Here is an 18514-nt window from a genome sequence, read left to right as displayed (position 1 = left end):
CTGTGGGCCGCGGACGCCTGGGCCGACCGTTGGGACGCGGTCCCACCAGGGAGCTTCCTTGTGGGTACAAGCGCCCACACGCACTACCAGCGCAGCGCACAGCGTCCCGCTCGATACTGGAAGTGCATGCCGGCACGCACAGGCGCCATAGGGATGGTCTAGCTCAGGGAGTCCGGATGCCTACCAGCCTGCAAGACTTCGAGGACGACACCGCGTTCGAAAGGCTCACCCTCGACCGGGTCACTCCACTCCTTCCGCGATCCGAAGCGAGCAGTGTCCTCGACTTGGACGCAAACGACCTCCGCGTCACCCCCGAGGTGGCAATGGCGTCAGGTGACAGCACGTCGGGCGCCACAGGGTCTGACCTGAAGTTCGACGATGTCCGTCCCCTCTTCTTCGGCGCCGCTTGGAAGGTGCTCGACCAACTCATCGAGTTCGCTCTGGAGCGAGGCGGCGTAGCCCCAAAGAAGGGAACGCGCTTCACTATCACGGAGAAAGTGCAGCAGGCTCGCACCGGGAGCGTGCCCCCGGTGCCCCCCTTCGACCATCACCCTGACCTTTGGCTTCGGCTCGCCCGCATCTACGCCTCTACTGAGGAACTGCGCAACTCACTGACGCATCGGCGTTTCACCGTCGATCCGCACACGAGCGAGCTGCGCGGAGCTCCTCGAAACCAGGGCGGAGCTGTTCCCAAAGCGCTCAGTAAGGGCGAGCAGGTGGCTTACTGCCAGGCTGCCGTTGGAGCCGCGGAAGCCGTGATCCATGGAAGTACGCCAACCCGCCGTATGGATCAGCTCAAGTGGGTTCTTGATCAACTCACCGCGCATCACGGTCAGCCGATGCTCGGATCTTCGCCAGCACACCCCATGACCCCGGTACTCAGGCTTCGAAGGGATCCCGGATCGTCGAATGAGTTGAGCCTGGACCCGGCTGCCATACAAGCGTGCGCACGGGGGGCCTACGCCGATGCAACGTACTTCGATCTGGAGGTGCTCCTGCCCGACGGACGTGTTCTAGCGGCTCCACTCGAAGACGTGCCGAGCGGGGTGGTCACGTTCTCCATCAATGCTCTGCCGGACTGGATCCAGTGGAAGTGACACCTCAATGGCCAACGCCCCCCGGGGGGCCAAATAGGGGGCCAAACAAGGCAGCCGCACGAGGACCGTCCCGGACTGATATGGACACTGCCAGAGCCGAACGGGGAGGTCAGTACACGCGAAGCAAGGTCACGGAGGCGCCGATCGCGTTCGGGACGAAAGAGTCGTACATCGGCGGAGGGGGTGCCACTCCTGAGAGAGGCACCCCCTGCGGGCGCTCGGCTATCGCGCAGCGCCTCCCGGCGATGGGGGAGACTCCACAGTTGTCGGCACCCCGCCGGGAGCCGGAGCCCGGGCCTCATCGCTGGTCGAGTTGATGAGTACAAGTCCGATTACAGCGACGCAGGCAACGACGAAGCCGAGAAACACGAGCCGCTGCTTCTGAACGGCAGCGATGCGTCCCTTGGCGTCATCCGCGATGATCTGGTACTTGGTCGTGCGGTGCTCGAAGAACTTGGTGATCGAATCCCTGGGCAGATTCTTGATGACTCTGGCCAGGGCGAGCACCAGGCATACAGCAACGATGGGGATGACGGTCTCCATGGGCGCGCCATCGAGGAGTTGAAGGAACACGTTCTGCTGACCCTTTTCGTGGAGGTCGGCAAGACGAGAGCTATATCGAGGGCCTTTCTTGCAGGGGGGCAGCTCGACACCTGGGCAAGACGGACGCACAGTCGCCGCAAAACGCGGACCCGAGAGGACGCCTGTTTCGCGCAGGGCGCTGCTGCCCACGGGACGCCACTCTCGGACGAGTGCCTCCGTGGACCAGCAACACGCTCAGGCCAAGCCGGTGGACTTGAGCCCCTCTGAGGGGCGCCGGCTCGTCGTCGAGCTATGCCTCGATGCGGTTCTCAGCCTTACGACCCTTGTTCCAGGCCGTCGCCACGAGGCGGTACGCCGTGGTCACCCTGGAGCCCGTGCCGCTGTTGTTGAAGCCACCGCGTGACGACTGGCTGAGGATCTCGGAGCGCCACTTGGCCGCAGTGCCCATGCTCTGGATCTTCCGCGCCAGTTCCTTGTCGTCGACGAGATCTCCCCACCGGCCGAGGAATGCACCGATCCCGCCCAGGAGCATGCCGTCCCAGGTCTCGGCCGAGCGTCCCCATGCGTCCTCGGCGACGGTGAGCGTGCGGTCGAATACGGGCGCACCGTAGCGATCCACAATCTGAAGTACGCCGGACACGGCGCCCACGCCGTTCGTGGACGAGGAGCCGAGGGCCAGCCCGTGCTTCTCCAGAATCCTGTCCGTGTCAACGAACAGAGGGACACCGCCCGTGAGGCCAACGTGGTACTCGTCGATGGGGCGGGGCTTGTGAGACTCCCTGTTCTTGATCAAGAACAGGATCGCTTCCTGCGCCTGCGTCAGGCCGTGGTGGACTTCGGCCCTGATGGTGGGGATACCCTCCAGGGCGCAAGCGCGCCACCGGTGCTGCCCGTCGACGATGTACAGCTCACCGTCGGTGCGTTCTGACACGATGATGGAGCCGAGGGCCTCGCGCACCATGCTCTTTGCGATGGTCTGCGCTCGCCGCTCGTTGAGTGTCCGCTGTGCCTGCGGGTCGATGTTGAGCTTCGTGATCGGCAGCTCAACCCCGTAGTCCACATGATGCTCGGGAAGCTTGAATTCGTACCGTGCCTTAGGCATGGCTGTGCCCTTCAGCGCTGTGCTAGGGGGAAGTTGTCGGCTAAGCCGGGATTTTGGGAGACAGCGCGTCTTTCAATCTAATCATGGGTACCTCTGGCCCGCCAAGTCCCCCCGCGAATAGCTCTGTTCGGGCCAGTCGCTTCACTAACCATCAGTGGCAGCGCAGTTGGTGTAAGCCTGGCGCACGCCGGCCTACGCGCTGATGCCTCTACGGGGCAGGAGCGTTGCGGCCCAATGGGGCGCGCCACCACGTAACAGGCGAGGATGAGCTCGTCGTTCGTGAAGGGGCCGCCGTGCGCTCCGTCTCTGCTCGCCGGCGGAAGCGATAGGACTCGCGCGTCCGGCGACCGCTGCGGAGGGCGCGGGTGCCGGGCGCAAGGTGAATGGCCGGTCTCACTCGCAGTCTCAGTTGTCGCCGGATCCGGCACCGTCCATCGCTGTCCGCTGGAGTCTGTGAACCCCTTCTGACCAGGGATAAGGAGCGTCTAGGGGATGCTCCCGGATCAAGATCGGACAACTCGTAATGCGCAGGTCTCGGGTGCGAATCCTCGAGGGTCGCTCCACGGACCCCAGGTCTGAAATTTCACTCAGCCTTCAAGCGTCTGGCCATCCCTCCGATCCGCTACGCAAGCGGCGACCCGGTCAGCAACATGCGCGGGGGACTCGTGCTCCCAAAAGCGCAGGACAGTCCACCCTTCAGCCGTCAGGTGGTCCGTCATTTCGACATCCCGGGCCATGTTCTTGTCCAGCTTGGTTCGCCACCACTCCGCGTTTGCCTCCGGTTGTGTTGCGTGCTCGGGACAGCCGTGCCAGAAGCAGCCGTCGATGAACACGGCGATCTTGGCTTTGGTGAAGACGATGTCGATTGTGCGGCGGGGCATGCCGGGAACCGGAACGTTCACCCGGTAGCGCAGACCCGCCGCATGCAGGAGCCGTCGGACCGCAACCTCCGGGGCGGCGTCGCGGGAGCTCTGCCGGCTCATGCGGGCGGATACGGCGGTGGAGGAAGGGTCGTCTTGGGGCACAACAGCATTCTGCCGGCGCGGGGCTGTATGGGCGAGGGGCTTCAAATCAGCGCGGCTGTGAGGATGTGCGTAGCCAGTAGCGGCGGGGTGGCGTTGCCAATCTGTAGGGCTTTGTCGTTGCCCGCCCAGGGGTAGTCAGCCGGAAAGCTATGAAGCTGACCTGCCTCACCGCACGTTAGTCGCTCTAGTTCGGCGCCATCTTCAGTCGTGATCCGGTTGCGGTAGACCTTGCCGGTGACGGTGAAGGCTGGCTCTGCTGAGGTTCGCCGGCCTCGGGCTTTCGGATCCCCAGCAGTGCCGTAGTTGGAGACCATGTGGAATGGCTCGGGTCGGTCCAACACCTCGCCCATGGTCACGCAGGGCGGAAGTGTGGGGTCGCTCGGAGCCTCGGACGCATTTTTGCGGTACGGCTGGTGCGTCGTTTTGGGGAGGGCTACCGCCCCGTGGCGTCGTCGCGCGATCAGCACGGCGTAGCGGCGCGTCTGGGGAACTCCAAACTCCTCGGCCCTCAACAGGCCGGACGCCACCGAATAGCCTTCAGCAGATAGCACATCGCCCACGGCCTGCCAGGCTGGCAGGACGGTTGGCACCTGTACCAGCACGACTGCTTCGTAGGGGTGGCCGCTGTCTGCCGCGGCTAGGGCCCATCGGAGCGGCTCCAGTACCAGGCCCGTGCGTTCGTCGTTCAGTTGAGCCAGGGGCGCGCTAACGTCCTCACGCAGCGCCATACGCTGTATGAAGTGCAGCACGTCTGTTAGAGCTCGACGCCCGGTTCCGGTACCGGCGGTGGTGAACGTCTGGCACGGCGGTCCGCCTGCCAGGACGTTGGCCGAGGGAAAGTCGCTGGGGTTGAACTCACGGACGTCACCCTGCTCCGTCGCCAGTCCCGCCGCCCGTCGTGTGGCACAGACATTTGCGTCCCGTTCGATGCCGACCGACGGCACCCCCAAGTCGCGAGCAGCCATATCCAGCCCACCCGCCCCGGCAAACAGGTTGACGAGCTCGTATCTGCCCACGGTGCCTCACTCCCGAGCTCCCCAATGGCCGCCCGCGAAGACGGTAGTTGACGCAAGTAGGCAAGGTCCGCCTGGGCGCAGTGTCGGTGCGTCGTGGGAGGCTGCGCTCATGATCGGTGAAGTGCCTCACGTTCCAGTAGGTCAGGAGTACGCCACGCGTCGTCTCGCTCATGAAGCAGGCGTGCACCGGCCGTTGCAAGCCGGCATCTGCGGAACCAAGAAGAAGGGGGCCGAGTCCATCGTCGTGTCCGGCGGCTATAAGGACGACGAGGACTATGGCAGCGTCATAATCTACACCGGCCACGGGGGCCAGGACGGCGCCAAGAACCAGGTGAGCGACCAGACTTTGGATGACTCTGGCAACGCAGCTCTGGTCACCAGCTACCTCGAAGGCCTGCCCGTCCGCGTAATCCGGGGCAAGCACGATTCCCCGTACGCCCCTGCCTCTGGATACCGCTACGACGGCCTGTACCGCGTCACCAACTACGGCAGCAAACTTGGCATCGATGGCTTCCTCATCTGGCAGTTCCGCTTGGAGGCATACGACGGCACCCCGATGCCGCAGGTAGCCCATCAGCAGGAGCTCCGAGTGACGCCTGCTGAAGCAGACTCGGGCGCCGCCCCCGTCCGCGGAAACGAAGCGCCCGAGCGCGTTACCTCGACAGTCCAACGAATCGTGCGTAGCAGCGCCGTGAAGCGCCAGGTGAAGGATTGGCACGACAATCGCTGCCAGGTCTGCGATATCCGCATCGAGGTGCCTGGAGGCAGCTACAGCGAGGGCGCGCACATCCAGGCTCTTGGTTCGCCGCACAACGGTCCGGACACCACTGGCAACGTTCTCTGCCTGTGCGCGAACTGCCACGTGATGCTCGATGCCGGCGCCATCGTCTTGGGGGATGACCTCTCGGTGGTCCGAGGCGGCGAGGTGGTCGGCACGCTGCGGACGCATCCCCGGCATGTCATCGACCGAGATTGTGTGAGGCAGCACCGCGAACGGTGGCGTCGATAACACCGACGCGCTTGGGAGAAACCTGGGAGAAGATCTTCTCCTGACGTCCGCCGGAGACCTGGCGAGACCAACTCATCCCGAAGCCCTGACCTGCGCAAACATGTTGGTAGTCAGGTCTGCATCTTGCCCTGACCTTATTCGGGACGAAGAGGTCGTGGGTTCAAATCCCGCCACCCCGACGCTGGTCAGAGGGCACATACCAAATTTGGTATGTGCCCTCTTTCGTGCTCGGGGGCCAAACAGGGGGCCAAAGGCTTTCGATCAAGATCCGAGTGGGCCCGTGATCCGCTACGGCTGCGACCAGACGAAATTCGCCGGGTTGGTATCTGTGGGCCCCGCACTCGGTTGGATATCCGGCATGAATGCTTCCGCGACAGCAACGAGCGTATTGCTGGTGATAGTTGGTGCCGCCGTAGGTCTCATCCCCACGTACCTGACGGAGAGGAGAAAGGAGCGGCACGCCCTGGCAGTGCGTTGGGACGCGCCGCTCTACGACCTGTGCAAGGAGTGTGCAGCCTCGGGCGCGGCAGTTCGTTCATCTGGTCCGCCGCCTTGACCGAGTCCGGGACCAGGAAGAGCAACGCAACAAGATCGACAGTGAGCACGCCCGGCTACGGTCCGTGGTGCAGCAGCTGCGCATCCTGGGAACGGCGGAGCTCCAGCAGGCGGCCAGGGAGGTCGAGCACCACGCCTGGTGGGTGCGCGCCGTGCACGAGGGGCGTCCGGACGAACTCAGCGACCACTACGGTGGCCGTTCGGCGGAGGACAGGCTGAGAGATGCGATGCACCGATTGTTCGTGGCCGCGCGACGCCAGCTCGGCGTCAGGGACCCGGACACCGTGGTCTCGGACGATCCGATCGACCCCAGACGCCTTGCTCCCTGACCTCGTCGTGGGCGGTAATGGGGGGACCACTCGCATCTGTCTGATCCCCCCCAACCGCGAAGCCCCGGACTCAGGCGCCAAGCCCCTCGTGTTCGTCATCCTGGTTGGTGAAGATCACGTCCATCGCTTCGGCGCCCTGCGTGATCACGGGCCGGAGCTGCTTGCGGTAGACCGCCTCTGTGGTCGCCTGACCGCTGTGACCGACCAGGAGCGCGATTCGCTCCAGGGGGATGCCGTGGTCGGAGCGCAGCGCAGGGACACGAAGCTGTGCCGGAGCTCCCGCGGCGTCCACTCAGGCTTCAGTCCGGCCTTCTTCACGATGGCCTCGAAGTCTCGCCGGACGTTGGCTGCGTCCGCCGGCCGCGAAGCCGGTCTCAGAAACGGCCCAAGAGCCGCTACAGGTGAAGCCCGCGAGATCATCGGAGACATCTCACTGCGCCGCCCCCTCGGGTTCGTCCGCCGCGGACGGGTGGACGTACCTGCCCTCGTTGAACGGAGTGAACCACGCCTTGAACGCCATCGGTGCGACGCCGATAGCCGCCCCGACGGCGCTCTCATCAATCCCGTCCATGGAATCGTCGTAGAGCCACTCGTGATCCATGTCCTCGTAGACGTTGTCGGCGAACGCGTCGAGAGCAGCCGAGACGCCGTCGTCGAGCAGCCCGAAGGTCTCCAGGGTCACGTTTGTCTCGTTCAGCAGCAGCTTCAGTGCGAGTTCCTCGGCGACGCAGCTCAGCTGCTGGAAGCTGCCGTCCGTGAAGCGGGTGGTCATGGCGATCACCGTCACCAGGAAGCGGCGGGCGAAACGGGCGTCGTACTGGAGGGCGTATCGCTCGGGTAGGTCCTCGAAGTGCCACAGGGGACCGTCGCATTCCGCAGCGGTGGTGTCCTCCTCCGTCAGGGTCTGCACGTCTTGGAACAGCTCGTCCACCAAGATGTCCGTGGCATACACCAAGGCACCGGCAGCGAGTTTGGCCTCCTCCGGCAAGACGGCGAACTCGTGATCACCGTCTTCTTCCTCGTCGTCTTCCTCGTCGAGAACGCCGAACATCACGGGCGGGAAGGAGCGCAGCTCGTCTGCCAGTGCCAGCATCTGACCGCGTACTGCCTCGGCTTGCGCCTCGGCGTCGTAGCTCTCCTTGTCGGCCTCGGCGATGGGACGCCCGGTGTGCCGTGCCTTTCGGTCAGCGGGATCATCGGGCGGGGCATCGGGACCGCCGGCGGCGTCGAGACTCTCCTGAGCGAGCTCCGGGTGCAGTTCGACCTCGCATCGCTCGATCTGCCAGTCAGCCAACAGATCGGACCGTTCCAGCAGTTCACCCACGACCGATCGCACCGCCTCCTCGGCGAATTCCAGGGCCGGAGCATCCACGAAGACTTTCAGGAGCGCTCCGCCCGGGTAGACGGCCACGATGCTGTCGAGGCGATCGACCTCCATGCCGTCGGGTCCCTCGATGACTTCGACCGAGTCGAAGCCATCCTCGATGATCGTCACGGCGCCGACGCGTTGAAGTGGGTCCATCTCCGGAGTGCCCTCCGGGATGTGGACGTCCACGGTCACTACGTATGTCACGCGTCCGATCCTGGCAGGGATATGCCAGGCGACGGGGAGGAATCCGCTCATCACCTGGCCAGTGCTTCGGCGGCTCCACAGCAGGGGCCACCGATGACTTTTCCGCCCTCCCCCGGTCTCCTACTCGGCACCATCGCCCACCTCGACAGGAGAGCATCGACATGACCGCCGCCGTTAAGGGTCCCGCCAGCTACTTCCCTTCCATCGAGAAGAAGTACGGCCGTCCGATCTCGGAGTGGAAGGAGCTCATCCGGGGCTCGGAACTCACCAAGCACATGGAGCTCGTCAGCTGGCTGAAGGCTGAGCACGGGTTGGGGCACGGGCATGCCAATGCGCTGGTCGCGCACACACTGGCCGAGGGTTGTTAGGTGTTCCAGGTTTCGTCGTACGGGTCCTTGGGGGCCTTCGTCGGGGTCGCCTCCGTCACCTTCAGGAACGGGATGGGGGCGCCGTTCACCGGGTCCTTCGTGGTGCGGGGGGTGTAGGTGCCCGTCACTCGTAGCCAGGTGTCCGGGCGGAGGACCGGGGGGACCTCTCCGGTCAGGGCGATCTTCACCGGCTGGGCGTCCGCCGCGCAGCAGTTGAGGGTCATGCGGACCAGGTAGGGGGTTCCGGAGGGTGACAGGGCCACGAAGCCTGTGATCTCCACTCGGCGGTTCTTCAGGGAGCGGCCCTCGTCGTAGACCGCTCTGCCCGCGTAGTCCGTCAGGGCCATGGGGAGGGGGTCGGTCGGCGGCAACTCCGGGTAGCCGAGCGGCTCTTGGAGGGCTGTGCCCGTGCGGAGCGCGCTGTAGGAGCCCAGTGCCGGTGGGGCCACCAGGATCAGGGCCAGCAGGGGGAGGGTCAGGAGCCAGCTGACTCTGGGTTCGGGGTGGTGGGAGGGGGTGGGGGACTTGCGTTCGTACCAGGCCGTGGCCAGGGCCGCCGCCATCAGGATCGCCGCCGAGAGCAGGAGCAGCGGGCGCAGGCCCGACTTGACGTAGCGCAAGTACAGGTCCGTCGTGCCCGCGTGCAGCAGCGACGCGCCCAGCAGGAACAGGATCGCCGCCTGGGCCTGGCGCTTCACAGCAGCACCGCCCCGGTCGCCGTCGAGATCACTACCGCTACGACGAAGGTCGTCGGTGCGAAGCGCAGGGCGAAGGCCCGGCCGAAGGTGCCTGCCTGCATCGCGAAGAGTTTCAGGTCGATCATCGGGCCTACGACAAGGAAGGTGAGCCGCGCCGTCAGGGAGAAGTGCGTCAGCGAAGCCGCCACGAACGCGTCCGCCTCCGAGCAGATCGACAGCAGTACGGCCAAGAAGGCGAGGGAGAGGATCGCCAGCGGCGGGTTGGACGCCAGCTCCCGCAGCCAGCTCTCCGGTGCCGCCGCCTTCAAGGTCGCCGCGGCCATCGCGCCCACCACCAGGAAGCCGCCGGCGTGCATCACGTCGTGCCGGACCGAGCCCCAGAAGGCGGCTCCCCTGGTCTGGCCCTCGTGGGACGGGCGGGTCGGTGGGCGCAGCCAGTCGGTGCGGCCGAGGCGCAGCCACAGCCAGCCCATCGCGCAGGCCGTCAGCAGACTCGCGACCAGGCGGGCCAGGACCATTTCCGGGGCGCCGGGGAAGGCCACCGCCGTCGAGGTCAGCACGATCGGGTTGATCGCCGGAGCCGAGAGGAGGAAGGCCAGGGCGGCGGCCGGGGTCACTCCACGGCGGACCAGCGCTCCCGCCACGGGGACCGACGCGCACTCGCAGCCCGGCAGCACCACTCCCGCCGCGCCCGCCACCGGGACCGCCAGGGCCGGACGGTTGGGCAGGGCCCGAGCGAAGAACGTCGGCGGCACGAACACCGCGATCGCCGCCGAGAGCAGGACGCCCAGCACCAGGAAGGGCAGCGCCTGGATCACCACCGCCACGAAGACCGTCGTCCAGCTCTGCATCACCGGCGCGGACAGCGCTCCGCGCAGGGGGTTCTGCAGGAGTACGGCCAGCACGAGCACCGTGATGAAGAGGAGGGGGGCGGCTGATTGGCGGCCTTCGTCCTGGTCGGGGGGTCGGGTTCGGGTGGTGGTCGCCACGGGTGGTCGCGTCCCTCCGGTGGGCTCTTGCCGGTCTTCCTCCCCATGCATACGGGGAGTTGGCGTCGATTGTTCAGATGCCTGCTGGAACCACCCGTCTCGGTGAGGCAGTCTTTTCCCTCGTGGCGAGCGTTCCGAGTCAAGGTCAGCCGGGTGGTGCGCCACCCGCGCACATGGTGGTGTGCGGCGACGACGGGCTCGCGCACCGGCTCGCCGCGGAGCTGCGCGGTGTCTACGGCGAACAGGTCACGCTCGTCGTGCCGCCCTCCGAGCGACGGGTGCGGCTGCCCGTGGTCGGGCGGGCGCGGGCTGCTTCGGCGGCCCTGCTCGACCGGGTGGTCAACGCCAACGCGGCCGTCAGCCGGGCCGCGAGGAACGGTGCGCCGGTCGACAGCGAGCGCGTCGTCGAGGCCGCCGAAGTCACCGAGACGGTGCTGGCGGACGTCGGCGTCGAGCGGGCCACCGCGCTCGCCCTCGTCTATGACGACGACGAGGCCAATATCCGCGCCGCCCTCACCGCGCGTCGGCTCAATCCTCGGCTGCGGCTCGTCCTACGGCTCTACAACCGGCGGTTGGGGCAGCACATCGAGGAACTCCTCGATCAGGCCGCCGCGTTGGCCACGGGGGACGGGGTCTCCGACGCCTCCACCGTCGTCCTGTCCGACGCCGACACCGCCGCGCCCGCGCTGGTTGCCACCGCGCTGGTCGGTACCAGCAAGGTCGTACAGACCGATGGGTTATTGCTGCGCGCGGTGGAGCGGCAGCCGGGTGGGGACGGGCGGGTGGCGGCCTCTGGGCTGGCTACCTTGGCGTTGCTGTCCGCGCCGTTGAACTATGCCGGGGGTTCCGAGAGCGGGGAGCAGGGGCCGCAGTTGCTGCCCGATGAGGCCGCGGTGCGGGCGGCTCGGGGGCGGGGGGCCGTCGTGCTGGAGCAGGTGTCGTACTCGGGGCCTTCCATGTCGGGCGGGCGGGGGGTCGTACCGGCGTTCTCGTCCTTGTTCTCGCGGCGGCTTCGGTGGTCGTTGGCGGGGCTTGTGGGGTGTGTCTTCGGGCTGGCCGTGGCGTTGACCGTGGCTACGGGGGATCATCCGCTGCACGCGACGTACGAGACGCTTCTCGATCTCTTCGCCATCAATGAGCCGGCGCTGAATGAGTCCACGGGTCGACAAGTGCTGCAACTCCTCTCCGGACTGCTCGGTTTGCTGCTGTTGCCGGTCTTGCTGGCCGCTGTGCTGGAGGCTTTGGGGACCTTTCGGAGTTCGTCGGCTCTGCGGAAGCCGCCTCGGGGGCTGGGTGGGCATGTGGTGCTGCTCGGGCTGGGGAAGATCGGGACGCGGGTACTGACCCGGTTGCGGGAGCTGCATATTCCGGTGGTGTGCGTCGAGGCGGATCCTGAGGCTCGCGGGATGGCTACGGCTCGGCGGTTGCGGGTGCCCGTGGTGTTGGGGGACGTCACTCAGGAGGGGGTGCTGGAGGCCGCGAAGATTCATCGGGCGACTGCGTTGCTTGCCGTGACCAGTGCGGATACGACGAATCTGGAGGCCGTGCTGGCGGCGCGGTCTGTTCGGCCGGACTTGCGGGTGGTGCTTCGGCTGTACGACGACGACTTCGCGACTGCCGTGTATCGCACGCTGCGCGCCGCGCATCCGGCTGCCTCTACTCGGAGTCGGAGCGTTACGCATTTGGCGGCGCCTGCGTTTGCCGGGGCAATGTTGGGGCGGCAGATCCTCGGGGCGATTCCGGTCGAGCGGCGGGTGTTGTTGTTCGCGGCTGTGGAGGTGGGCGGGCATCCGCAGTTGGAGGGGCGGACTGTGGGGGAGGCGTTTCGGGCGGGGGCGTGGCGGGTGTTGGCGTTGGATACGGCTGTGGCTGCGGATGCGGTGGCTGGGTCTGGGTCTGGGTCTGGGTCCGAGGCTGGGGGCGGGGATTCGGGGGTACGGGGGTCTGGGCTGGTGTGGGATCTGCCTGACACGTATGTCCTGCGGCGCGAGGACCGGGTTGTGCTGGCTGCTACGCGGAGGGGATTGGCGGAGTTGTTGGGGCGGAGGCGGCGGGAGTCGGCGGGGGCGTGAGGCGGTCTGTGCCGGGGCTTGGGTGGGGTGGGTTTCGGTTGCCCGTGCCAGCAGTCGTGCCGCTGCGTGGGGGTGACCGCCGGGTAGGTGCGCTCGCCCGCGCTGGCGGGGTGCCGCTCTCTTTGGCAGCGGGCGCCGCCCCAGCGGCACGACTGCCCGCAGCGGCGGCGGGTACAGCGGAGCGGCAGCCCGCAGTTACGACCGTTGGACGCCGCCGCAGCGGGACGACTGCCCGCAGCGGCGGTGGGTACAGCGGAGCGGCAGCCCGCAGTCACGGGAGTGGGACCGCGCCGCTGCCCGGTGGGCGCCGCCCCAGCGGCACGACTGCCCGCAGCGGCGACGGGTACAGCGGTGCGGCTGGCCGCAGTTACGACCGTTGGACGCCGCCGCAGCGGGACGGCTGCCCGCAGCGGCGGTGGGTGCAGCGGAGCGGCAGCCCGCAGTCACGGGAGTGGGACCGCGCCGCTGCCCGGTGGGCGCCGCCCCAGCGGCACGACTGCCCGCAGCGGCGGTGGGTGCAGCGGAGCGGCAGCCCGCAGTTACGACCGTTGGACGCCGCCGCAGCGGGACGACTGCCCGTAGTGGCCGTGGGTGCAGCGGTGCGGCTGGTCGCAGTTGTGTGCGTTCGGCCGCCCCGCGGCTGTGCAGGTCTGTCTCGTCGGTGCCCCCTCCTCAGGCGTTCAAGTGGCGGTTTGCGAAGTCCAGTTCCAGGCGGAGTTGTTTGATTCGTTCGTCTACTACCAGGGAGCCGTGGCCTGCGTCGTAGCGGTAGACCTCGTGGATTGCTGCGCGGGATTCCAGGCGCTTGACGTAGTTGTCGATCTGGCGGATGGGGCAGCGGGGGTCGTTCACGCCCGCTGAGATGTAGACGGGGGACTTGACTTGATCCACGTACGTGATCGGGGAGGACGCCTCGAAGCGTTCCGGGACCTCTTCCGGGGTGCCGCCCAGGAGGGTGCGGTCCATGGCCTTCAGGGCTTCCATTTCGTCGTGGTAGGCCGTGACGTAGTCCGCTACCGGGACCGCCGCGATGCCCAGGGTCCAGGCGTCCGGCTGGGTGCCCAGGCCCAGGAGCGTGAGGTAGCCGCCCCAGGAGCCGCCCGTCAGGATCAGGCGGGTGGGGTCCGCGAGACCTGAGGACACGGCCCATTCCCGGACCGCCTCGATGTCCTCCAGCTCGATCAGGCCCACTCGGTGCTTCAGGGCGTCCGTCCAGGCTCGGCCGTAGCCCGTCGAGCCTCGGTAGTTGACCCTGATGACCGCGTAGCCGTGGTCCACCCAGGCCGCCGGGCCCGCGGCGAAGGCGTCACTGTCGTGCCAGGTCGGGCCGCCGTGGATGTCGAAGACCGTGGGGAGCGGACCGGTCACATCCTTCGGCTTCTGGATCAGGGCGTGGATTCTGCCTCCCGGGCCCTCCACCCATACGTCCTCCACCGCGACCGAGCCCGGCGACCTCATGCCCGGTGGGTCCAGGACCACCTCGCCCGTCGTCGAACGGACCGTCGACGGTTCGGCGGCCGAGGACCACAGGAACTCGACCGTGCCGTCGGGGCGGGCCGTCGCGCCGGAGACCGTGCCCTGGGGGGTGGGGATCTTCGTCAGGTCGTGGGTGGTGAGGTCGTAGCGGAAGAGTTCGCTGCGGGCCTCGTAGCTGTGCGCCACCAGCAGGCCCGAGCCGTCCGGGTACCACTCGGCGCTCACATCGCCAGGGAGGTCCAGGGACAGGTCCGTTTCCTCGCCCGTCGACACGTCCCAGACCAGCGGTTCCCAGCGGCCGCGGCGCTGGTGGCCGACGAGAAGGCGGGGGTCGCCGTCGACCGGGGCGAAGCCCAGCACCTCCAGGCCCAGCTCAACGGTGCCGCCCTTGGTGTCGTCCAGCTCCGCGACAGCCGTGCCGTCCGGGCGCAGGACGCGCAGCGCGGAGTGCATCGCGTCGCCGTGCTCGGTGTGCTCGACGGCGATCAGCGAACCGTCGTGGGAGAGATCACCGACGCCCGCCGACTCGCGGTGGCGGTAGAGCTCCGCCGGGGGCTCGCCGATGCGGGCGAGATGGATCGTCGTACCCTCCTCGTCCGTGGAGCGACCCACGATCGCCGTACGGCCGTCTCTTCCGAGGGCCAGGCCCGCAGGGTAGGAAGGGTCGAGGCCCGGGGTCGCCAGCTCGTCCTCGCCGCCGGCGAAGGGCTGGCGGCGCCAGACGCCGAACTCGTCGCCGTCCTTGTCGTCGAACCACCAGATCCAGGCGCCGTCCGGGGAGAGCACGCCGTCCGTCGTACCGTTCGGGCGGTTCGTCACCTGGCGCTGCTCACCTGTGGCGCGGTCCCAGGCGTACAGCTCGTACGTCCCCGTCGCGTTCGACACGAACAGGGAGCGGTCCGGGGCGTCCTCCGCCCAGTCCGGCAGTGACACCCGCGGCGCCCGGAAGCGCTTCTCCCAGTCCGGCATGGCCCGGTTCTGCTCCTGCTGATCCGGCACGGCGGACCCGTTGCTCTCAGTCATGGCCCCATAGTGCCTGGCTCCGCCGACATTGCGCTGGCCCGGTCCTCAGCCTGTGGATAACTTCCCCGCGGCGGGGCGAGGGCGGGCCCGTTGTCAGTGGTGGAGTGCAGACTGCTCGGCATGACCGATCTGCGGAAAACCGTCGAGGAGTTCTGGGCCGCTGCCGAGGCCCGTGACTGGGATGCGTTCGCCGGGACGCTTGTCGAGGACGTGGCGTACGAGGCGCCGCTGAGCCGGGAGCGGGTGCGGGGGCGGGAAGCGTATGTGCGGTTCAATCGGGAGTTTCCCGGGGACTGGCATGTGCGGGTGGAGCGGATCGTCGCCGAGCCGGGGCAGGCCGTGTCCTGGATACGGTTCACGCTCGGGGACGAGGTGAATATCGGGATCTCCTTCTTCACCGGGGACGAGCGGGGGCTGATCACCGGCGTCACGGACTTCTGGCCCGACCCGTACGAGCCGCCTGCGAACCGGGCCCATCTCACCGAGCGGTTCTGACCCCGCGGGAGGGGGGTGTCGGCGGTGCCCGTACCGTGGTGGCGTGTACCGGTTTCTGCTGACGCCCCGTTGGTGGGGGATCAACGTCTTCGTGCTGCTCGCCATCCCCTTCTGCATCTTCATGGGGTCATGGCAGTTGAGCCGGTTCGAGGCGCGCGTGGAGGACCACCGGGGGGCGGAGGCGCGGGCCGCGTCCGACAAGCGGGAGGCGGCTCGGCCGGTTGCCGAGATGTTGCCTGTGGACAAGACGACGGTGGGGAAGCAGGTCACTGCCAGCGGGCGGTACGGGGAGCAGTTGCTCGTGCCGGATCGGGAGCTGGATGAGCGGCGGGGGTTTTACGTCCTGACCTTGCTGCGGACCGACGGTGGTTCGGCGTTGCCGGTGGTTCGGGGGTGGCTGCCTGGGGATGCGGATCCTTCGAAGGTGCCGGCCGCGCCTGCCGGGGAGGTCACCGTGACCGGTGCCTTGCAGGCGTCCGAGCAGCCCGGGGAGAACGGGGTGCCTGGGCAGGGGGGTTTGCCTGCTGGGCAGACCGGGGCCATCAGTGCGGCGTCCTTGGTGAACCTTGTTCCTTACGACGTGTATGACGCGTGGGTGACCTTGAACGAGGGGGACTCGGGGATGAAGGCCGTGCCGGTGAGTGCGGCGCGGGATTCCGGGTTGGATCTGAAGGCGTTCCAGAACCTTGGGTATACCGGGGAATGGTTTGTCTTTGCCGGGTTTGTGGTCTTTATGTGGTTCCGGTTGCTGCGGCGCGAGGTGGAGTTCGCGCGGGATGCGGAGCTGGGGTTGGTGCCACGGGAGGACGACGAGCGGGTTGCCGTGTGAGGGGCTGCCATGCCGCCCCAGCGGACGACCGCCCGCAGCTACGCGGGTTCTACGACCCCCAAGCCCCTACGCCCCCGCCAACACCCCAGTCCAATAAACCGTCCCCGCACAAGCCCCCGAGATCGTCACCTGTGCCGTAGGCGCCGCCGGCTCCGCCGTGTTCGACACCGTCACGGTGCCGTCCGCTGTGCCGTCCTCCGTCAGGAGTTGGGTGGAGGTGCCTGTGTCGCCGCCCGTTGATGTGCCCTCTGAGGTGGTGCCGCCGTCCGTGGGGGTCGGGTCGGGGCTGGGGTCGCCTCCGCCGCCGACCGTGCCGCCGGAGTTGTCGCCTGTGGTGGGGCAGGTTTCCGAGGGGACCCAGGCGAATTTCACCTCGTACGAGGAGCCCGGCTGAAGGAGCAGGGACGTCAGTTCCAGGGACGGGTCGGGGAGGGCCGTCGCCGGGTCGCCGGAGATGTGGCGGGCCGTGGCGATCTTTGTCTGGTCCGCCGCGCCCGCTCCCAGGGCGGAGAGCGAGCCCGGGCTCGTCACCGTGCACGCCTCCACCGAGGAGTTGGTGAAGCGGAACGTGCCGTAGACGGTGTTCACCCCGTCCGGCGCGTCCGCGCCCGCCGCGGCGACCGCCAGCTGCTCCGCCGTACAGATGGCCGCGTCCGTGCCGCTGGTCACCGACGGGTCGGCGGAGCCGCCCGAGCCGGTGCCGCTGCCGTCGCCCTTGCCCTCGTTCTCCTTCTCCTCGCTCCCCTTGTCCTTGTCCTCGGTCGTGCCCGAGGAGCCGCCGGACGAGCCCTGGTCGGTGTCGGGGTCCACGCCCTGACTGGCACCGCCCTGAGCCTCGGTGCCGTGCCCCGCCACGGAGGGGTTGGCGCCCGGGCCGGTCGTCTGCGAGACGTGCACGAGCGCGGGGACCGCCGTACCGACGAAGAGAGCCGCAGCCGCCATACCGACGAGAGCCTGCCGCTTACGCGCCCGCCGGGCAGGCACCGCCCGCCGCAGATGCTCAAGCGTGCCGTCACGCGGCTCGATCTCCTGAACCGCGTCGTGCAGCAACGTGCGCAGATCCAACTCGTCCGAGCCGACGAGCCCATCCAGACCCGAGCCGCCCTCCGCAGGGCCCCGCGCCCCGCGTGACGCGTTCAGGTCGTCCGAGTCGGGCCCGTTGGGGCCCTGGCCGTCGGGGCCGTGGTTCACAGTTCCGTTCCCAGCGTGCGATTGCTTCGGCGTCCGGTCGTCCCGGGGGACGCTCGGGTGACGCCGTCGTTCGTCGTGGTCCCTGCTCATGCCGGCGCCTCCATCGCGACCCGCAGCGCCGCGATGCCGCGCGAGCCGTACGCCTTGACCGAGCCCAGGGATATGCCGAGCGTCTCGGCGACCTGGGCCTCGGTCATGTCCGCGAAGTAGCGCAGGACGAGGACCTCGCGCTGGCGGCGCTGCAGGCCCTTCATCGCCTTGATCAGGGAGTCGCGCTCCAGCTGGTCGTAGGCGCCCTCCTCCGCGCTCGCCATGTCCGGCATCGGCTTGGAGAGCAGCTTCAGGCCGAGGATGCGGCGGCGCAGGGCCGAGCGGGAGAGGTTCACCACCGTCTGGCGCAAATACGCCAGGGTCTTCTCGGGGTCGCGGACTCTCTTCCGCGCCGAGTGGACTCTGATGAACGCCTCCTGGACCACGTCCTCGCAGGAGGCCGTGTCGTCGAGGAGGAGCGCGGCGAGACCCAGTAGCGACCGGTAGTGGGCGCGGTAGGTCTCGGTGAGGTGGTCGACGGTGGTACCCGCCACGACGTCGTCCGCACCTTCGCGCGGGCTGGGGATGCGGGCGGGCCGCGCTGCGGGCATGGGCGCGATCACCGGCATGCCGCCGGGCGCACCGGGCATGCGGGTTCGGCGGGAAGGGCGCGGCGGCCGTAGGGCCGTGCCGCGCGTCGCCGCAGGGAAGTCGAGTACCTCAGCCACGCCAGTTGGACACGCTTCCCCCCGAGAGGGTTGTACGCGCCGGACGTCACTTTTGCGTCAGGCAGCACGACTGACGGTGCCTCACATGCACACATGCGTCCCGTTCTTCCCTTATGTCCCATATGAACGGGCGTCCCCACGCCCTGCTCATTGGCGTCCCCACGCCTGAAAACACGTCCACACACCCGCCGAAGGGCGACCGCAAAGACGCTCCCCGCCCTCCGCGCGGTTGCGGAGGGCGGGGAGGAAATCTTCGAACGCCGAAGAGGTCCAGTTCAAGTGGTACGGACCATCATCCGGCTCACATCTCTCATGCAGATCCTACAAATGATTCACGGCAGGTCCCGGAGATTTCCGGCGCCCGGC

The 18514-nt window shown here is 67.9% G+C and carries 17 protein-coding genes and 1 pseudogene; 7 read left to right on the top strand and 11 right to left on the bottom strand.

Annotated elements, in window-relative coordinates; all coding sequences use genetic code 11:
• The first annotated feature begins 176 nt into the window (after positions 1 to 176).
• Positions 177 to 1097: a hypothetical protein gene (locus tag OHT76_RS23615; protein ID WP_328872855.1), complete on the top strand. Its 921-nt coding sequence runs from the start codon at positions 177 to 179 to the stop codon at positions 1095 to 1097.
• Between the two features lie 222 nt (positions 1098 to 1319).
• On the opposite strand, the gene OHT76_RS23610 is transcribed toward OHT76_RS23615, so the two are convergent.
• The 4 genes from OHT76_RS23610 to OHT76_RS23595 all read right to left on the bottom strand — a co-directional run bounded on the left by OHT76_RS23610 (position 1320) and on the right by OHT76_RS23595 (position 4783).
• Positions 1320 to 1640 (bottom strand): hypothetical protein, encoded by a 321-nt coding sequence (locus tag OHT76_RS23610; protein WP_328872854.1) that lies wholly within the window; start codon positions 1638 to 1640, stop codon positions 1320 to 1322.
• A gap of 289 nt (positions 1641 to 1929) precedes the next feature.
• Positions 1930 to 2742, bottom strand: a complete 813-nt coding sequence (locus OHT76_RS23605; RefSeq protein ID WP_328872853.1) for a ParB/RepB/Spo0J family partition protein — start codon at positions 2740 to 2742, stop codon at positions 1930 to 1932.
• Between the two features lie 587 nt (positions 2743 to 3329).
• Entirely contained in the window at positions 3330 to 3767 is a 438-nt protein-coding gene (locus OHT76_RS23600; protein ID WP_328872852.1) for a very short patch repair endonuclease, read from the bottom strand.
• A 41-nt stretch (positions 3768 to 3808) separates the two neighbouring features.
• The gene (locus tag OHT76_RS23595) at positions 3809 to 4783 is read right to left on the bottom strand and encodes a DNA cytosine methyltransferase (protein WP_328872851.1); all 975 of its coding nucleotides are present in this window, start codon (positions 4781 to 4783) and stop codon (positions 3809 to 3811) included.
• A 109-nt stretch (positions 4784 to 4892) separates the two neighbouring features.
• On the opposite strand from OHT76_RS23595, the gene OHT76_RS23590 reads away from it, so the two are divergent.
• Positions 4893 to 5792: a YDG/SRA domain-containing protein gene (locus OHT76_RS23590; RefSeq protein ID WP_328872850.1), complete on the top strand. Its 900-nt coding sequence runs from the start codon at positions 4893 to 4895 to the stop codon at positions 5790 to 5792.
• 509 nt (positions 5793 to 6301) lie between these two features.
• On the top strand, positions 6302 to 6676 hold the full coding sequence (locus tag OHT76_RS23585) for a hypothetical protein (protein WP_328872849.1): 375 nt from the start codon (positions 6302 to 6304) through the stop codon (positions 6674 to 6676).
• Positions 6677 to 6746: 70 nt separating this feature from the next.
• Here OHT76_RS23585 and OHT76_RS23580 read toward each other — a convergent pair.
• Together OHT76_RS23580 and OHT76_RS23575 are read right to left on the bottom strand one after the other, a co-directional pair.
• A pseudogene (locus tag OHT76_RS23580) lies at positions 6747 to 7036 on the bottom strand (tyrosine-type recombinase/integrase); the annotation flags it as partial.
• Positions 7037 to 7106: 70 nt separating this feature from the next.
• Positions 7107 to 8249, bottom strand: coding sequence for a hypothetical protein (locus OHT76_RS23575; RefSeq protein ID WP_328872848.1), 1143 nt, complete (start codon positions 8247 to 8249; stop codon positions 7107 to 7109).
• 161 nt (positions 8250 to 8410) lie between these two features.
• Between OHT76_RS23575 and OHT76_RS23570 the strand changes: the two genes are divergently transcribed.
• The gene (locus OHT76_RS23570; RefSeq protein ID WP_328872847.1) at positions 8411 to 8617 is read left to right on the top strand and encodes a DUF4287 domain-containing protein; all 207 of its coding nucleotides are present in this window, start codon (positions 8411 to 8413) and stop codon (positions 8615 to 8617) included.
• Here OHT76_RS23570 and OHT76_RS23565 read toward each other — a convergent pair.
• Together OHT76_RS23565 and OHT76_RS23560 are read right to left on the bottom strand one after the other, a co-directional pair.
• Entirely contained in the window at positions 8614 to 9315 is a 702-nt protein-coding gene (locus OHT76_RS23565) for a TIGR03943 family putative permease subunit (RefSeq protein ID WP_328872846.1), read from the bottom strand. The two genes, OHT76_RS23570 and OHT76_RS23565, sit on opposite strands and share 4 nt — an antisense overlap.
• Positions 9312 to 10304, bottom strand: coding sequence for a permease (locus OHT76_RS23560; protein WP_328872845.1), 993 nt, complete (start codon positions 10302 to 10304; stop codon positions 9312 to 9314). Before OHT76_RS23560 ends, OHT76_RS23565 begins: the two co-directional genes overlap by 4 nt.
• A 173-nt stretch (positions 10305 to 10477) precedes the next feature.
• On the opposite strand from OHT76_RS23560, the gene OHT76_RS23555 reads away from it, so the two are divergent.
• A complete protein-coding gene (locus tag OHT76_RS23555) occupies positions 10478 to 12376 on the top strand; it encodes an NAD-binding protein (protein ID WP_328876604.1) in 1899 nt (632 codons plus the stop codon).
• Between the two features lie 672 nt (positions 12377 to 13048).
• Here OHT76_RS23555 and OHT76_RS23550 read toward each other — a convergent pair.
• Positions 13049 to 14875: a S9 family peptidase gene (locus tag OHT76_RS23550; RefSeq protein WP_328872844.1), complete on the bottom strand. Its 1827-nt coding sequence runs from the start codon at positions 14873 to 14875 to the stop codon at positions 13049 to 13051.
• 120 nt (positions 14876 to 14995) lie between these two features.
• Here OHT76_RS23550 and OHT76_RS23545 point away from each other — a divergent pair, with 120 nt between their 5' ends.
• Complete coding sequence (locus tag OHT76_RS23545; protein WP_328872843.1) at positions 14996 to 15370, top strand: nuclear transport factor 2 family protein; 375 nt, start codon at positions 14996 to 14998, stop codon at positions 15368 to 15370.
• 43 nt (positions 15371 to 15413) lie between these two features.
• Positions 15414 to 16199, top strand: a complete 786-nt coding sequence (locus OHT76_RS23540; protein WP_328872842.1) for an SURF1 family protein — start codon at positions 15414 to 15416, stop codon at positions 16197 to 16199.
• A 66-nt stretch (positions 16200 to 16265) separates the two neighbouring features.
• On the opposite strand, the gene OHT76_RS23535 is transcribed toward OHT76_RS23540, so the two are convergent.
• Positions 16266 to 17390, bottom strand: coding sequence for a hypothetical protein (locus tag OHT76_RS23535; RefSeq protein ID WP_328872841.1), 1125 nt, complete (start codon positions 17388 to 17390; stop codon positions 16266 to 16268).
• Between the two features lie 86 nt (positions 17391 to 17476).
• Positions 17477 to 18148 carry a SigE family RNA polymerase sigma factor gene (locus OHT76_RS23530; protein ID WP_443049825.1) on the bottom strand — a complete coding sequence of 224 codons (672 nt, stop codon included), beginning with the start codon at positions 18146 to 18148 and terminating at the stop codon, positions 17477 to 17479.
• Between the last annotated feature and the right edge of the window lie 366 nt (positions 18149 to 18514).

The sequence above is a fragment of the Streptomyces sp. NBC_00287 genome (assembly GCF_036173105.1).
In the GTDB taxonomy this organism is placed as follows: Bacteria; Actinomycetota; Actinomycetes; order Streptomycetales; family Streptomycetaceae; genus Streptomyces.
Note: the sequence above shows the minus strand (reverse complement) of the source record. Positions and strands in the feature narration are given on the sequence as shown.

Coding starts and splice junctions, on each gene's coding strand:
- OHT76_RS23615 (WP_328872855.1), top strand. CDS start 177: ATGCCTACCAGCCTGCAAGACTTCGAGGACGACACCGCGTTCGAAAGG.
- OHT76_RS23610 (WP_328872854.1), bottom strand. CDS start 1,640: ATGGAGACCGTCATCCCCATCGTTGCTGTATGCCTGGTGCTCGCCCTG.
- OHT76_RS23605 (WP_328872853.1), bottom strand. CDS start 2,742: ATGCCTAAGGCACGGTACGAATTCAAGCTTCCCGAGCATCATGTGGAC.
- OHT76_RS23590 (WP_328872850.1), top strand. CDS start 4,893: ATGATCGGTGAAGTGCCTCACGTTCCAGTAGGTCAGGAGTACGCCACG.
- OHT76_RS23570 (WP_328872847.1), top strand. CDS start 8,411: ATGACCGCCGCCGTTAAGGGTCCCGCCAGCTACTTCCCTTCCATCGAG.
- OHT76_RS23555 (WP_328876604.1), top strand. CDS start 10,478: ATGGTGGTGTGCGGCGACGACGGGCTCGCGCACCGGCTCGCCGCGGAG.
- OHT76_RS23550 (WP_328872844.1), bottom strand. CDS start 14,875: ATGACTGAGAGCAACGGGTCCGCCGTGCCGGATCAGCAGGAGCAGAAC.
- OHT76_RS23545 (WP_328872843.1), top strand. CDS start 14,996: ATGACCGATCTGCGGAAAACCGTCGAGGAGTTCTGGGCCGCTGCCGAG.